The 15,461-nt window shown below is 71.2% G+C and carries 10 protein-coding genes; 3 read left to right on the top strand and 7 right to left on the bottom strand.

Going from position 1 to position 15,461, the window contains the following annotated elements; genetic code table 11:
* The first annotated feature begins 36 nt into the window (after window positions 1–36).
* Window positions 37–471, top strand: a complete 435-nt coding sequence (locus tag R2B38_RS02835; protein WP_033278331.1) for an OsmC family protein — start codon at window positions 37–39, stop codon at window positions 469–471.
* Window positions 472–707: 236 nt separating this feature from the next.
* Window positions 708–2,381, top strand: coding sequence for a hypothetical protein (locus R2B38_RS02830; RefSeq protein ID WP_318021575.1), 1,674 nt, complete (start codon window positions 708–710; stop codon window positions 2,379–2,381).
* Between the two features lie 79 nt (window positions 2,382–2,460).
* Here R2B38_RS02830 and R2B38_RS02825 read toward each other — a convergent pair whose 3' ends face one another.
* The 6 genes from R2B38_RS02825 to R2B38_RS02800 form a co-directional block, all read right to left on the bottom strand.
* Window positions 2,461–3,102, bottom strand: a complete 642-nt coding sequence (locus R2B38_RS02825) for a cutinase family protein (protein WP_318014788.1) — start codon at window positions 3,100–3,102, stop codon at window positions 2,461–2,463.
* Window positions 3,103–3,196: 94 nt separating this feature from the next.
* Window positions 3,197–4,471, bottom strand: a complete 1,275-nt coding sequence (locus R2B38_RS02820) for a helix-turn-helix domain-containing protein (protein ID WP_318014787.1) — start codon at window positions 4,469–4,471, stop codon at window positions 3,197–3,199.
* 122 nt (window positions 4,472–4,593) lie between these two features.
* Window positions 4,594–5,541 (bottom strand): alpha/beta hydrolase family protein, encoded by a 948-nt coding sequence (locus R2B38_RS02815; RefSeq protein WP_318014786.1) that lies wholly within the window; start codon window positions 5,539–5,541, stop codon window positions 4,594–4,596.
* 9 nt (window positions 5,542–5,550) lie between these two features.
* Window positions 5,551–9,480: a type I polyketide synthase gene (locus R2B38_RS02810; RefSeq protein ID WP_318014785.1), complete on the bottom strand. Its 3,930-nt coding sequence runs from the start codon at window positions 9,478–9,480 to the stop codon at window positions 5,551–5,553.
* Window positions 9,477–11,228: a fatty acyl-AMP ligase gene (locus R2B38_RS02805; RefSeq protein ID WP_318014784.1), complete on the bottom strand. Its 1,752-nt coding sequence runs from the start codon at window positions 11,226–11,228 to the stop codon at window positions 9,477–9,479. Before R2B38_RS02805 ends, R2B38_RS02810 begins: the two co-directional genes overlap by 4 nt.
* A 71-nt stretch (window positions 11,229–11,299) precedes the next feature.
* Entirely contained in the window at window positions 11,300–12,835 is a 1,536-nt protein-coding gene (locus tag R2B38_RS02800) for an acyl-CoA carboxylase subunit beta (RefSeq protein ID WP_318014783.1), read from the bottom strand.
* Between the two features lie 277 nt (window positions 12,836–13,112).
* Here R2B38_RS02800 and R2B38_RS02795 point away from each other — a divergent pair, with 277 nt between their 5' ends.
* Complete coding sequence (locus R2B38_RS02795) at window positions 13,113–14,789, top strand: glycosyl hydrolase family 28 protein (protein ID WP_318014782.1); 1,677 nt, start codon at window positions 13,113–13,115, stop codon at window positions 14,787–14,789.
* 63 nt (window positions 14,790–14,852) lie between these two features.
* On the opposite strand, the gene R2B38_RS02790 is transcribed toward R2B38_RS02795, so the two are convergent.
* Window positions 14,853–15,461 carry a TetR/AcrR family transcriptional regulator gene (locus R2B38_RS02790; RefSeq protein ID WP_318014781.1) on the bottom strand — a complete coding sequence of 203 codons (609 nt, stop codon included), beginning with the start codon at window positions 15,459–15,461 and terminating at the stop codon, window positions 14,853–14,855.

The following is a 15,461-nucleotide window of genomic DNA, read 5'->3' as shown; positions in this document are numbered from 1 at the left end:
GACCTCTTCGGCAGGGCGCTCTGCGAGGATCTCCCCATGAGCGACAACCCCCTGCGCCACGTCACCGTCGACCGCACCGCCCCCGGCCGCTTCACCGCGACCAACGCCCGCGGCGGCACGATCGACTTCGGTACCGCCGTCGGCGGCGGCACCGAGTTCACCCCGGTCGAGCTGCTGCTCGCCGCGATCGGGGGCTGCACCGCGGCCGACGTCGATGTGGCGACCACGCGGCACGCGGAACCGGACGGGTTCACCGTCACGGTGACCGGCAACAAGGTCAGCGACGACCTCGGCAACCGGATGACCGACCTCGCGGTCACCTTCGCCGTGACCTTCCCGGAGGGCGAGGCCGGGGACCGGGCCCGCGCGATCCTGCCCCGGGCGGTCACCGTCTCGCACGACCGGCTGTGCACGGTCAGCCGCACCGTGGAGACCGGCACGCCCGTCACGGCGACGATCAAGGACGCCTGACCCTCCCGTTCGCTGCGAGGTTCTCCGCGAGGTTCTCTGCGAGCAGGTGACAAGGGCACCGGCGTGCGCTGCGTTCTTGTGAGCACCGCCTGATCCCGTGGGCCCGGCCGTCCTACGGTCCGGCCATGAACACGAGTCGCAGCAAAGGAAGTTCGTGGCGCGGAGCCACGAGTACAGGACGTACGTGGCGCGGAGCCACGAGCACAGGACGTACCTGGCGCGGTGTCGCGCTCGCGGTGCTGCTGACCGCGGGCGCGCTCACCGCCGCCGCTCCACAGGCCCAGGGTGAGAGCGCTCGCACCGAGACCCCGGTGGCGTCGACGCATCCCGCCGACGGTGTGACCGAGTCGCTGGTGCGGGTCAAAGTGCCGTTACCGCAGTCGTTCGGCGCCCGTCCGGCGGCGTGCGACTGGCTGTCGTATCTGCGCTACCGCTCCGCCTCCGGCCCGAGCGCCTCCGCCGACGCCGACCGGATCCTCGTGGCCCAGCCCGGCATCCTGGAAGGAGCCGGAGCCTTCGACAGCGTCGCCCGCGACACGGTCGCCCAAGCCGCCGCGCGGGGACGGCACATCGAGTTCTGGGCCCTGGACCGGCGCTCCAACTGCCTTGAGGATCCCACCGGTATCGCCTCCGGCGACCAGCACACGGCCGTCGACTACTACTACCGGGGCAAGTCCGTCGGCGGCCGCACCTTCGCCGGGTTCGTCGGCAACGACCAGCTCGGCTGGATGGCCAAGCTCGGCATCGAGCAGACCGTGCGCGACGAATACGACCTGCTCGTCGCCGAGTTGCCCGATCAGGGAGTACGCAAGAACAAGGTGCTGTGCGGTGGGCACTCGCTCGGCGGTGTCATCACCGGGTACTTCGCGGCGGCCGACTTCGACGGAAACCCCGCCACCACGGCGGACGCCGGGCAGAACCAGTGCGCGGGCTACTTCGCCCTCGACACCACGATCTCGACCGACCTCTCGGACCTCGACGGCAGCATCCCGGACGACACCAACCTGCCTGACATCGGGCTCGGTTACGCCGTCGTACAGGCCGGGCTCGACAGCGGCGTGCTGTCCCGCTCGCTGTCCGCGCCCGTGCTGCTCAACCCCGAGACGATGACCCTGCTCGCCATCGCCGGCCTGGGCGCCGTACAGAACCCGGACGCCGAGGCGGACCTGCCGTCCTATCTCCCGTCCAACGTCAACATCGAGGCCACGAACCGCTTCCTGTTCTCCAAGGACGCCGCCACCTTCCTCACCGGCTCACCCGCGGTGAAGGACTTCCGGCTCACCAACGACGCGGTGCTCGGCTCGCTGATGGACGACAACTCCGTGCCCCTCGCCTTCCTGCAGAGCAGCGTCGGCTTCTTCGACGGCGGGCCGATCGTGGACAAGAACTTCCCCGCCACCAACGGCAGTTCGGACCAGTCACAGCTCTTCGGCGTCGAGTACAAGGCCATTCCGGCGGTGCCGCACGGGCCGCTCTACACCTGGCGTAATTACGACCGTGTCGGCGCCGCCGACGACCCCGGGTACCGGTCGGCCGACGGCACCCCGTTCACCAACGCCTCCAAGGAGGTCACCGACATCCACGAGCTGGCCCGCAGCATGGGGGAGCAGCCGCTGGACTTCACCGAGCAGTACTTCCCGACCAAGCTGGTCACCGACATCGAGTTGGCCACCTCACCCCAGGTGAAGCAACTCCTCGTCCACCCGGGCGGGTTGACGGCCAACCCGACGCTCACCGTCCTCGCGGGCGACGGCCTGCTCGCCGGGCACATCCCGGCCGGCCTGCACCCCGTGATCGCGCCCGGCTACCAGCACCTCGACGTCCTGACCGCCGCGCCCGTCCAGAACAACGGCCGCCCCGAGGTCGTCTCCAGCAGCCTCGCGGCCTTCGCCGCCTCGCCGCCCAAGTAGCCGTCCCCGCACGGCCGTTCCGAACATGATGAGGACCGGGAGGATCAACTCCCGGTCCTCATCGGTGCGTTCCTACGGCTCAGACCTTGCCCGCGGCGAACGTGGCCGCCGCGTCCGCGTCGGAGGTGTAGCCGAGGTGGGCCAGGACGTCGGTTCCGCCGTTCTGGCAGATCGGGTCACCGTTGGCGCAGAAGTCGATGGTGCGGCTCTGGTACGTGCCGGTGACGCTCTTGCCGAGGGCCCGGATCGGGTTGCCGAACAGCAGGACCGCGGCGACTCGCGGTGCCAGCGCGGCGGGGATGGTCGCCACGATAGGGCTGCCGACCACCGCGCCGTCGCTGCTGATTCCGATGGAGTTGTCGACGACGTTCGCGCCCTGCGAATAGCCGACGAGAATGAAACGCTGATTCGGACACGCGGCGGCCTGCGCGTTGACGTGGTTCACCACATCGGCGTTTCCCGTCGCGGCGGACGTCAGGGAAAGGTCGGCGGGATAGTTCACCGCGTAGCTGGAGAGCGTCTTTCCGGTGATTTTCTTCTGGAGCGCGGAGAACACCGGGTCGCCGACGATCAGGCCGAGGGTGCCCGGCTCGAAGGTGCCGCGAGCCGCCACGACGTCGAGGTCCGAGCAGGTGGCGGCCGTCGCGGTGGGTGCGGAGAGGGTGGCGAGCCCGGCCCCGCCGGCCAGTGAGAGCGCGGCGAGGCATAAGCGAATACGCATGGGAATCCTTTGAGGGTGGGGCGCGTGAAGCGCCTGTGGAAAGGACTGTCCCGAAGGTATTCGCGTTCCCGTACCCGGTGTTATGGACGGGAATTCAGAAACTCTCTCTGTTTTTGTCGGCTCGTGAGTCGCGGTCACCTCGTGCGTCAGGGTCTCCGTCCCGCAATGCCGCCGAACGCAGCGCGAGAATCAGATCGAGACGGGTGCCGGGGTCGTGCAGGGACGCGCCGAAGAGTTTCTCCAACTGACGCAGGCGATAGCGGACCGTCTGCGGGTGGATGTGGAGCCGGGCGGCGACATCGGGGACGTTGCTGCCGGAGAGCAGCCAGGCGAGCAACGTCTCGGCCAGCCGCGGGCGTTGGCCCTCGGAGGCGGCGTCGAGCGGCGCCAGGGCCCGTAACTCCAGCTGGGCGAGCAGCGGTTCGTCGCTGTGAAGCAACAGCGTCGACAGATGGTCGGCGCACAGCACCACGCCCTGCCGGGGCAGCACCCCGCGCCCCATCAGCCCCAGCGCCCGCGTGGCCCAGCGCAAGGACCGCGCGGCCTCGGCGACCGGGACCGTAGGACCGATCGCCGCCGGACGGCCGCCCAGGCCGAGGACGAACGACCGCCCGCCGAACCGGCCGTAGCCCTCCGGGTCCGGCACCAGCACGCGGGGCGGACGCGACTCCATGTCCGCCAGCGCGCCCGGCATCGCCGGCGGCCGGTCCTCCGCGCGCGGGTCCGCCGGGCCCGCCAGCGCGATGACGGCGACCCGCGAGGGCACCCGCCAGCGCGCCCCGTGCGCCAGGTCCTGCAACGCTTCCGGGGCCACCGGCCCCTCGCCCAGCAGGAGTTCGAGCAGCCGTCGGCGTCGCCGCTCCACCTCGTCCGTGCTGCGCGACTGCGCCTCCGCGTATCCGGCGGCGGCCGCCTCCGCGACCTCGTGCACGGTCCGGAACGCCAGCTCGCCCAGCGCGGCCACCACCGCCGAATCCAGGCCGAGTTCCTCCGCCGTACGCCCCATCAGCCGCCACGCGTGCAGCCCGCCGACGCGGATCGCCGACTGCAACGCCTCCAGGCTGCGGCCCTCCAGGGCCTCGCCGCGCCCGAGTTCCTCGTAGTACGCCGCCGCCATCGCGGCGTTCTGGCCGTGCGGGTCCGCGATGTGGTCGACGAACAGGGTGAGTGCCTGCACCACCCCGGATCTGAGGTTCTCGCGGTACGTCCCGTCGGCCGGGCGCGCGTACTCGGGGACCTGTCTGCGCACCACGTCCTCCACCTCGTCGGAGACGGCGGGGAGTTGGGCGCGCAGCAGTTCGGCCAGGTCGGGTGGAACCGATGCGGTTCCGGGCTCGGTGGGTACTCCGCGCGGGGTGGGGACAGCCACGACGGACACTCCTTTCCCCCGGAGGCGGCTCGCCCACGGACTGGTGCCCGTGGGACGAGGGGGACGTCCCGTGTTGGACGGTCGTCCCCTGCGCTCCGTTCCGTGCCCCGGCTGCACCGACATCACTCCGGCAGCCCCAGCGCACCGGCGAGCATCGGCCACGAGGTGGTGAACTCCCCTTTCCAGTAGGCCCAGCTGTGACCTCCTCCCGAGTAGAAGTGCGTGGTCACCGGAATGCCGAGCAGGGCGAGAACACCGGTGAAACTGTGCGCGGAGGGCCACAGCAGACTCTCCAGCGCCTCGGGCAGCCAGTCACCCGAACCCCCGGCCACACCACTGCCGTTGGACACGTACAAGGGCGTCCCGCGCAGCCCGCCGGCCCGGGCGCGCGGATTGGCGGCCTGCCAAGTCAGCAGGTCCAGAAGGGGATTGCCCCACAGGGAGCGCGGCGCCAGGTTCTCGCGCGCCACGATGGCGTCCACCAGCGAGGGCACCCCGGGGGCCGTGGTGTCGAGGATGCCGCTGTACGACGCGGCTGCGGTGAACGCGCCCGGGTGACGGGCCGCGTGCGCCATCGCGCCGTAGCCCCCGGTGGACACCCCGGCGACGGCCCGCACCCCGGACGCCCGGTAGTCGCGCGCCAACAGCGTAGGAACCTCGGTGAGTTGGAAGGTCTCGTAGTCGGGACCGTCCCGCCACGCGCTCGGGATGCCGGTCGGCCCCGCGTCCGGCATCGCCACGATCAGATCGCGGCCCTCGGTGAAGGCCTCGATGTCCGTCTCCCGCGTCCAGGACGTGTAGTCGTCGTGCGCCCCGTGCAGCAGATACAGCACGGGATACGTCCGCCCGGGCTGCGCGGCGAAGTCCGACGGCAGGATCACCCGCACCGGCGCGCTGCGGCCCAGCGCGGGCGAGGACACGGACACGTCGAACGTCCGCGCCGAGATCCGCGTCGCGGCCCGGGCCCGGCCAACGGCGGCCGTGGCACCGAACAGGACGGCAAGTCCCGTGGCCGCGCCGGCCCTTGTGACGGCACGGCGGGACATCCCGTGGGGGTGGTGGTGCGGCATGGCGGCTCCTCAGGCTGGTTCGGCGGGTCCCTCCGGCGAGGCGAGCACCCGCCGCAGATGGGCGGCGATCTCGTCGACGTACGGCGGGTCGAGCAGCGACAGGTGGTGCCCCGACACCGGTACGACCGTCAGCCGCGGGCACACCTCGTCCCAGCCGAGCGCGTCGTCGTCCCGTTCGTACGCCGGGTCACGCACGGTGTGCGGCGCCGGTTCGGTGGCCCGGTACAGCACCACCGGCCCCTCGTACCGGGCCGGTCGATGCGCCTCGCCGATCCGCAGATCCAGGTACGAGGCACGCTGGTGCTCCAGCGCGGCGGGCGGCACTTTCACGACCCCGCGCAGGGTGCGCAGCACGCGGTCGATGCGCTCGTGGTCGTCGTCCAACGCCACGAGTTCGTCGTAGGGCAGGGGGAGTTGGACACCGTAGGTGTCGGCGATGTGCTGGGCGAAGCCCGTGAGCTGTGTGCGCACGCTGTCGGGTCGGGGGAGAGGCCGCACGGAGTCGATGAGCACGACGAGTTCGACGTCCCGTCCGGCGGCGGTGAGTTGGCGGGCAGTCTCCTGCGCCACGAATCCGCCGAAGGACCAACCGGCAAGCACACACGGCCCGTTGGGATGAGCGGTGGTGATCGCCTTGGCGTAGCGGCGAGCCTTCTCGGAGACGGTGTGGGCGTCCTCGATCCGGTCCAGTCCGTGCACCGGCCGGTCCTCGCCGAGGCGTTCGCCGAGTGCGCGGTAGACGTCGGTGGTCCCGCCGGCGGCGTGGAAGAGGAAGAGGGGAGAGGGACGGGACGGCGAGTCGGTCAACTGGCCTATCCGGTCCGCCACTTCGGCGACTGTTTCAGCGTCGAACAAATCGCGCAGGTGCAGCTCGACACCGAAGTCGCGTTGCAGGGCGGTACGGATACGGACAGCCATGAGGGAGTCGAGGCCGAGGTCCGTCAGTTCCGTGGTGGGGGTGATACGGGCCGCTGGATGGCCGGTGACGGTGGCGATGTGGTGGCTGACGCGGGCGGATACCGAGTTGTCGGCGGCCGGGGTCGGCTCGGCCCAACGGTGTGCGTCGGGCGCCGCGGTGAGGGGAGTTCGGCCGTCGGTCCACCAGTACCGGACGTGCCGCCAGCGCGGTGCCGGGAGGTCGACGACCCGGCCGTCCGGCAGTGGGAGGTCAAGTCCCGCCGCGTACAAGGCCCCCAACTCCTTCAGGAACGCGGCGGATCCGTCCGCGTCGCGCCGCAACGTTCCGACGGTGAGGGCGCCGGGCACGTTGTCGGCGATGGACCTGGCCAGGACCGGATGCGGCGAGATCTCCACGAAGGCGGTGTGACCGTCCGCCGCGGCGGCGCCGAGGGCCCGGTCCAGGCGTACCGGCCGACGCAGATTGGCGGCCCAGTGATCGGCGTCGAACTGGCAGGCGCCGCGCGGGTCTTCGAGGACCGTGGAGTAGACGGGGATACGTGGCGGCCGACCCTTGACGTCCCCGAGGACCTCGGTCAGTTCCGGCAACAGCGGGTCCACCTGAGGTGAGTGCCCGGCGCCGACGACCCGCATGACGCGGGCGGCACGCCCTCGCTCCTCCAGCGCGCGCATCAGCCGGGCGACCGCCATCTCGTCACCGGTGACGACCTTCTGCCGTGGCGAGGAATGGACGGCGACATGCACACCCGGGAAGTCCCGCTCCAGGGATGCCAGTTCACCGTCATCCAGGTCTACGACGGCCATCGCGCCACCCTGAAGTCCAGCGAGTAGCCGAGCCCGTACTGCGACGACCCGGGCCGCGTCCGCCACATCCAGCGCGCCCGCGCAGACGGCGGCGGCCACCTCGCCCAGGGAGTGCCCGATCACCGCGACAGGCTCCACGCCGTACGACCGCCACAGCTCGGCGAGTGCCAACTGGACGCCGAACAGGACGGGTTGAGCGACATCCAGCCGGTCGAGATCCCCGGCGGAGACCAGGTGTTCGTGCAGGGAGAAGCCGAACACGTCGGCCACCTGCGCGTCCAGCTTCTCCACGGCGGCGGCGAATGCCGGTTCCTCCAGGAGCAGTTGGCACCCCATGCCGGTCCACTGGCTGCCGTATCCCGAGAACACCCAGACCGGACCCCGCCCTACGAGATCACGGTCACCGGTCACCACCCGCGCATCCGGGCTGGAACCCTGCGCCAACGCGTCCAGCGCATCGGCCAGTTCACCCCCGTCGCGCGCGACGACCGCAGCGCGTACAGGACCGCGCCCGGCCCGTCCGGCGAGCGTGCGCGCCACGTCGGCCGGACGGGCGGCGCTCCCTTCGGGCGTGCGAAGCCACGCGGCGAGACGGGACGCGGTGTCGCGGACCCGCTCGGTGTCGACGTCGGAGAGGAGGTGAAGGCGGGCGGCCGGCTCCTCGCCACGGAGGACAGCAGGCCGCCATTCCTCCACCACCGCATGGGCGTTGGTGCCGCCGAACCCGAAACCCGAGATGCCGGCGGTGGCCGTACCGCCATAGCGGGGCCATGGTTCGGGCTCGGTGACGACGCGCAGCCGTGCGTCGTCGAGGGAGGTGCCGTGCAGCGAGGGCGGGACCAGGTCGTGGTGGAGGGCGAGGACCGTCTTCACCAGGCCGGTGATGCCCGCCGCGGATTCCAGGTGACCGAGGTTCCCCTTCACCGAGCCGAGCAGCAACGGCTGTTCGGGGTCACGGCCCGCGCCCAGCACCGCGCCGAGGGCGCCCGCCTCGATCGGGTCGCCGAGCGGGGTGCCGGTGCCGTGCGCCTCGACGTAGTCGATGTGGGCCGGGGTGAGTCCGGCCCGTGCGTACGCGGTGGTCAACAGGGCTTGCTGGGCAGCCGGGTTGGGGGCGAGCAGCCCGTTGGAGCGGCCGTCGGAGTTGACGGCGGTCGCGCGGATGACCGCGAGGACACGGTCGCCGTCCCGTTCCGCGTCGGACAGCCGCTTCAGCAGCACCGCCGCGCAGCCCTCACCGCGACCGATTCCGTCGGCCGCCGTGGAGAAGGGCTTGCAGCGGCCGTCCGGGGCGAGGGCGCCCGCTCGTTCGAAGGCGACGCCGACGACGGGGGAGAGGAGGACGTTGACTCCGGCGGCGATCGCCGTGTCGGTCTCGCCGGTGCGGAGGCTGACGCACGCCTGGTGCAATGCGACGAGTGAGGACGAACAGGCCGTGTCCACCGCCATGTTAGGGCCGTGGGTGTCCAGCACGTACGCCAGTCGGCCCGCCGTCACGCTGAGTGCCGCGCCCGCCGGGGCCCACGGGTCGACGGCGTTCGCGTCGGCGCCGGTGAGCTGTCCGTACTCCGGGGCCGAGACGCCGACGTAGATGCCGGTGGCCGTACCCGCCAAGGAAGGTGCGGGCACGGCGGCGTGGTCGAGGGTCTCGCGGACGACCTCCAGAAGGATGCGTTGCTGGGGGTCCATCACCGCGGCCTCGCGCGGGGTGATGCGGAAGAAGTCCGCGTCGAACCCCGCGATGTCGTCCAAGTAGCCGCCGTACAAAGGCGTTTCGGGTGGCGGGAACGCCGTGAAGTCGGCCCGTCTGTCCTCGGGGGCGCGGCTGATCGCGTCGACGCCGTCGATGAGCAGACGCCAGTAGTCGGCAGGGCCGCGCACCCCGCCCGGCAGTCGGCAGCCGACGCCGATGACCGCCACGGGCTCACCGGGTGCCGCGGCAACAGGGTTCGCCTGTACGGCAGTTCGCATGGCCGTACCGCACACCCGCTCCACCAGCGCGTCCACGGTCGGCGCCTCCCACAGCAGGGTCGCCGGCAACTCGTGGCCCGTCAGCGAGGACAACTCGCCCGCCAGCACGACCGCGTCCCGCGAGGACATGCCGAGCTCGGCCAAGGGGCGGTCCAACGGGACGTCGTCCACAGGGGTGTTGTTCCACTCGGCGACCCGTTCCGCGATCCGGCGGCGCAGCAGCGCTCTCGTGTCGGCGGTCGTCATACGGCGGTCTCCGCCGCGTAGGCGCCCTCCAGATAGCGGGTGCGGGTCAGGGCCCGGGACACCTTGCCGCTGGAGGTGCGGGGGACCGTGCCCGGTGCGACGAGGACGACGTCGGCGAGCCGCAGCCCGTGCCGGGCGGAGACGGCCGCGCGTACGGCCTGCGTCAGGGCCGGTACGTCGATGTCCGCGAGGCTGGTCGTACGCGGGTGCTCGGCGACGACCACCACCCGCTCGCCCGCGCCACCCGCGCCGCCCGGCACGCCGAACGCGGCGAGCCGGTCGCGTCGTACGGCGTGATGGGCGTCCTGGGCGGTGGCCTCCACATCCTGCGGATAGTGGTTGCGGCCGTCGATCACGATGAGGTCCTTGAGCCGGCCGGTGACGATCAACTGCCCCTCCAGCACGGTCCCGAGGTCGCCGGTGCGCAGCCAACTGCCCGGCGCCTCCTCGCCGAGCGTGGCGCCGAAGACGCGCTCGGTCTGCGCGGAGTTGTTCCAGTAGCCGCGCCCCACATTGGGACCCTGCACCCAGATCTCCCCGACCTCCCCCTCGGCCAGCACCGCGTGGGCGACCGGATCGACGATGCGCACCCGCTGCCCAACTGGCTTTCCACAGGCGGCCAGTAGCACGGCTCGCGGGTCCTCGGGCCGTGCGGGCAGGGCCTTCCCGGCGGCGAGCGCGTCGCGGTCGAGGGCGAAGCGGCCGAGCGGGCGGCCGGGCCGGGCGGCGCTGACGAAGACCGTGGCCTCGGCGAGCCCGTACGACGGACAGTGCACCTCCGCCGCGAGTCCCTGCGCGGCGAACGCGGCCTGGAAACGGTCGGCGGTGCCGGGCCGGACGGGTTCGCTGCCGTTGATCAGCGCGGCGACTCCGTCCAGCCGCAGCCCCTCCTTCTGCGCCCCGGTGACGGCGGAGGCGCAGTAGTCGTAGGCGAAGTTGGGCGCGGCACTCAGCGCCTGCGGATGCGCGGCCAACAGCCGCAGCCAGCGCGCCGGTTCGTGCAGAAACGCGGCCGGGTCCATGAGCACCGACAGGAGGCCGCGTACGACCGGTGCCGCGACGCTCAGCACCAGCCCCATGTCGTGGTAGAGCGGCAGCCATCCGACGCACGTCATCGGATGCGCGTCGGCACCGTAAGCGGCAAGCGCCTGGCGGGCGTTGGCGACGACGTTCCCGTGCGTGATCTCCACACCGGCCGGAGCGCGGGTGGAGCCGGAGGTGTACTGGAGGTAGGCGGTCGCGGCCGAATCCGGCGCGGGGGCCTGCCAGTTGAGGGCAGCGGAGTCCGGTACCTGGTCCGCCGCGAGGACTGTGACCTGCGCGCGCTCGCAGAAGTCCGTCACCTCGGGCAGGGCACGGCCCGTGGTCACCACGACCGACGGACGCGCGTCACCCAACACCCCGACCAGACGGTCGCCTTGACCTGGCAGGCCGGGCGGATACAGCGGGACGGCGACAGTCCCGGCCGTCAGCGCCGCGAGGAAACCCGTGATGTAGTCCGTCCCCTGCGGGCACAACAGGGCGACCCGCGCCCCGGGTTCGGCGTGCTCGGCGATCCGGGCGGCCAGTGCCCGTACCCGCAGATCCAGACGCTGCCAGGTCAGAGTGCGGTGCACGCCACGGGAGTCGGGGGCGGGATGGTCGACGAACGTGAACGCCCGGCGGTCCGGGGTGACTTCGGCCCAGTGCCGCACGTACTCGGGCAGAGTCCGGTACGCGGGTGAGAGCGGGGGGCGGCGGCTGTCCATCGGGCGTGACTCCTCACATCACGGAACATCGCGGTGTCGGCTGACGAGGGTGAACGAGGTGAACAGGGCGGTCAGAGCGGGATGTTGCCGTGCCGCCGCTCCGGCATCGGGGCGCGCTTGCCACGCAGTGCGCGCAGGGCGCGGCTGACATGGGCGCGGGTGTCGCGCGGGGCGATCACGTCGTCGACGTACCCGCGCTCGGCGGCGAGGTACGGCGTCCCGTGCGTCGACTCGTACGCGGCGACGAGGTCGGCCCGCAGCGCCTCCGGGTCGGCCGCGGCGGCGAGTTGGCGCCGGTGCAGCACGCCGACGGCACCCTCGGCACCCATGACGGCGATACGGGCCGTGGGCCAGGCGAGGTTGACGTCCGCGCCGAGATGCTTGGAACCCATCACCGCGTACCCGCCGCCGTATGCCTTGCGTACCACCACGGTGACCTTCGGGACGGTCGCCTCGGCGTACGCGTAGAGGAGTTTGGCGCCGCGCCGGATGATGCCGCCGCGCTCCTGGCGGACACCGGAGAGATACCCGGGGACGTCGGCGAAGGTCAGCAGCGGGATGCCGAACGCGTCGCAGAACCGTACGAACCGCGCGGCCTTCTCCGAGGCGTCGATGTCGAGGACACCGGCGAAATGCAGCGGCTGATTGGCGACGATCCCGACACTCGCCCCCTCGACCCGGGCCAGCGCGCAGATGATGTTCGGCGCGAACAGCTCCTGGACGTGCAGGAGTTCACCGTCGTCGACGACCGCGTGCAGGATGTCCCGCATGTCGTAGGCCTGCCCGAGCCGGTCGGGCACGATCTCGTCGAGCGGGGCGCCGTCGGCGACCGAGCCGGGTGCGAACTCCGGTGGCCGCTCAAGGTTGTTGGCGGGAAGGTACGACAGCAGGTCGCGTACGGTGTCGAGCGCGTCGCCCTCGTCGGCGGCGAGGAAGTGGGCGTTGCCGTTCACCGAGTTGCTGGTGCGGGCGCCGCCCAGCTCCTCGGCGGTGGTGCGTTCACCGGTGACCGCCTCGATGACGTCCGGGCCGGTGACGAACATGTGCGAGGCGCCGTCCACCATCACGGTGAAGTCGGTGATCGCGGGGGAGTACGCGGCACCGCCCGCACACGGGCCCAGGACGACGGAGATCTGCGGGATCACCCCGGACGCCTTCACGTTCCGGCGCACCAACTCCGCGTAGAGCGCGAGGGAGTTGACGCCCTCCTGGATGCGGGCGCCGCCGGAGTCGTTGAGGCCGACGACCGGGCAGCCGGTCTTCAGGGCCAGCTCCATGAGGGCCACGGTCTTCTCGCCGAAGGCCTCGCCCATGCTGCCGCCGAAGACCGTGGAGTCCTGCGCGAACACGCACACCGGCCGTCCGTCGACCGTGCCGTACCCGGTCACGACCCCGTCCCCGTAAGGGCGTTGGGCGCCGTCCCCGACGGTACGGGCCCGCACGAATCCGCCCGTCTCCGCGAACGAGCCCGCGTCCAGCAGCCGTTCGATGCGCTCCCGAGCACCGAGCGCGCCCTGTCTTCTCGGCGCGGCCGTGGCAACTGCCTGCGCCCGACGGTCTTCCAGATCGCCGATGCGTCCGGCGGTCCCGTCCGCCGCGGGTGTCACTGCCGTCAGGGATGTTGTCGCCTCTAGCGTCACAGCCACCTCCGAAGTGGTTCTCGAATATGGCAGCGATTCGGGAGCGGACCGAGGGATCGCCGTTCTGTTTGCGGGAGTTGAGTCCCGGGCGACGGAGGTTCGTCCTGAGGTGACAAGGGAGTGACGCCGGCCCGGCACAGCGCATAGGCGTCTGCGGTCCAGACCATTAGTGTGGTCATGTCACTGGCAACGTTTCCATCCCGTCTTACGTGCCCCCACCGATGTGACCACAGGAGGACCCCGGATGAGATCGTCGACGAGTCGGCCGTTGATCGCGGCCCGCAGACGGCTGTCGACCGCGGCCGACAGAACCGACAAGCGCGTACTGCGCCCCCTGGCCCTCGTGTTGACGGCCTTCCTGCTCGGCGTCGCGGCACTCGTCGGCGCCCCGCAGCCCGCACAGGCCGCGGCGGGCACCGTGTCAGCGTACCCGGTCCCCTCCATCTACCCGGCGTCCACCGACTACAGGTTGACCGTCAACGGCACGTCCGTGCCGGTCACCAAGTACACCGGGTACGACATCGCCCAACTCGCCCTGGGGACAGGCACGGCCACCATCTCCGTGACGAAGCTCAACAACACGGCGATCGGCGCGTACAGCATCAGCCCGCAGAAGCTGGGCATCACGGGAACCGTCAGCGGCCCGACCCTGACCTTCACCGTCCAGAACGACGAGTACCTGATCGTCAAGCTTGACGGCCGCCCCAACCTGGTCATCGCCGCCGACCCGGCCGAGACCGACCGCCCGGCGACCAGCGGCACCGGCATCTTCAACGTGCGGAGCGCGCCCTACTCGGCTCAGCCGAACACCGGCGCCTACACCACAACTCCCTTCCAGAACGCCCTCGATGACGCCGCCGCGTACGGCTCCGCGAACGGCACGCAGGGCATCGTGTACGTACCGGCCGGCGTCTACACCCTCGGCAACCTCTACCTGCGGAGCAACCTCGCGTTCTATCTCGCTCCCGGCGCGGTCCTCCGCTACACGGGCGAGGCCGGCCACTACGTGGTGACCGGACACAAGACCTCCCAGGGCCGCGACCTCACCTGGTTCATCTCCACCCGGTACTCCTCGACGAACATCAAGATCTACGGCCGCGGCATCATCGACGGCAACGGCCAGGCCGCGCTCGCGCCCTCCAACCTCGGCGTGAACCTTCTCGCCCCGATCTACACGAGTGGCTTCACGGTCGACGGCATCACCTTCCGGGAGTCCAGCAGTTGGGCGGTCATCCCACTGCGCTCCTCGGACCTGACCTTCCGCGACATCAAGCTGTTCAACAGGTTCGACATGGGCGAGAACGACGGCATCGACGTCATGGAGTCCACGAACGTCACCGTCGACCACGCGATCGGCATCGGCCTCGACGACCCGTTCAGCACCAAGACCTGGCCCGCCGGCGCCGACATCTACAGCTCGGTCCCCGGCACCCCGCGCCCGCTGGACAACGTCACCTTCAACGACCTTGTCTCCTGGACCTATTGCTACGGCGTCAAGGTCGGCCAGGGCGTCTACGAGTCGCAGAACAGGGTCACCTTCCAGCACGTCGTCGTCTACGACGCGGCCGTCGGCATCGGCGTCCACCACAAGTACGGGACGGCGGCCGCGACGAACCTCAAGTTCGACGACATCGACATCGAGCGGCTCAGCTTCAGCAACGACGGCAACCGGACCTGGCTCGCCATGATGACCGGCAGCACGGCCGGCATCGGCCCGGTCACCGGCGTCACGATCTCCAACGTCCGCGTCCGCAACGCCGGTACGACCGCCGCACGCGTCAACGGCCTTCCCGGCGCGCCCATTTCCGGCGTGGCCCTGAGCCACATCGTGATGCCGGGCAGCACGACCGGCGCGACCACCCTCGGCCAGGCCAACCTCACCAACCTTTCGGACTACGGCAGTTTGACCATCACGCCCTGAGGCCAGATTGCGGGCGCGGTTCCTCGCCTCGGGTGGCCGGCACGCTCCCACGGGCACCTGCTGTCAGACGGGTGGCCAGTTCCGCAGTGCCGCGTCGGCCACCCGCTGGAGTTCGCAGCGGGTGGCACCGCCGACGGCCTGGACGGCGATGCCGTTCCCCACGGTCATGAGGTATCGGGCGAGCAGTTCCGGGTCCGCGCCCGGGGGCAGATCACCCTCGTCGACGGCCTGTTGGAACCGGTGGCGGAGGCGAGCGCGGCCGTCGTCGCGCCACGCGATCAGCGCGTCCTGGGCCGCCCGTCCGGAGTCGCCGGCGGCCAGTGAGCCCTGCACGCCCAGGCACCCGGCGGGGCAGTCGGGGCGGGTGGTCGTGTTGACGGCGCCGGCGAGGAACGCCGTGGCCACCTCACGGGCGCTCGGCTTCTCCAGCGCGCGGGCCGCATAGGCGGCAGGACCGTCGGTGTAGCGCTCCAGGGCCTTTCGGAACAGCTCCTCCTTGTTGCCGAAGGCCGCGTACATGCTCTTGCGGGTGATGCCCATGGCGCGGGTCAGGTCCGTCAGGCTGGCGCCTTCGTAGCCCTGCTCCCAGAAGACCGTCATCGCTCGCTCCAGGGCCTCGTCGGCGTCGAAGCCTCTCGGCCGGCCGATGGGCGCTTTCCGGGTGATCTCCAT

This window comes from Streptomyces sp. N50 (assembly GCF_033335955.1).
Classification (GTDB): Bacteria; Actinomycetota; Actinomycetes; order Streptomycetales; family Streptomycetaceae; genus Streptomyces.
The sequence above is the reverse complement of the archived record's forward strand: the minus strand, read 5'-3'. Positions and strand labels throughout refer to the sequence as shown.

Coding starts and splice junctions, on each gene's coding strand:
- R2B38_RS02805 (WP_318014784.1), bottom strand. CDS start 11,228: ATGGACAGCCGCCGCCCCCCGCTCTCACCCGCGTACCGGACTCTGCCC.
- R2B38_RS02790 (WP_318014781.1), bottom strand. CDS start 15,461: ATGGAGATCACCCGGAAAGCGCCCATCGGCCGGCCGAGAGGCTTCGAC.
- R2B38_RS02835 (WP_033278331.1), top strand. CDS start 37: ATGAGCGACAACCCCCTGCGCCACGTCACCGTCGACCGCACCGCCCCC.
- R2B38_RS02825 (WP_318014788.1), bottom strand. CDS start 3,102: ATGCGTATTCGCTTATGCCTCGCCGCGCTCTCACTGGCCGGCGGGGCC.
- R2B38_RS02795 (WP_318014782.1), top strand. CDS start 13,113: ATGAGATCGTCGACGAGTCGGCCGTTGATCGCGGCCCGCAGACGGCTG.
- R2B38_RS02810 (WP_318014785.1), bottom strand. CDS start 9,480: ATGACGACCGCCGACACGAGAGCGCTGCTGCGCCGCCGGATCGCGGAA.
- R2B38_RS02815 (WP_318014786.1), bottom strand. CDS start 5,541: ATGCCGCACCACCACCCCCACGGGATGTCCCGCCGTGCCGTCACAAGG.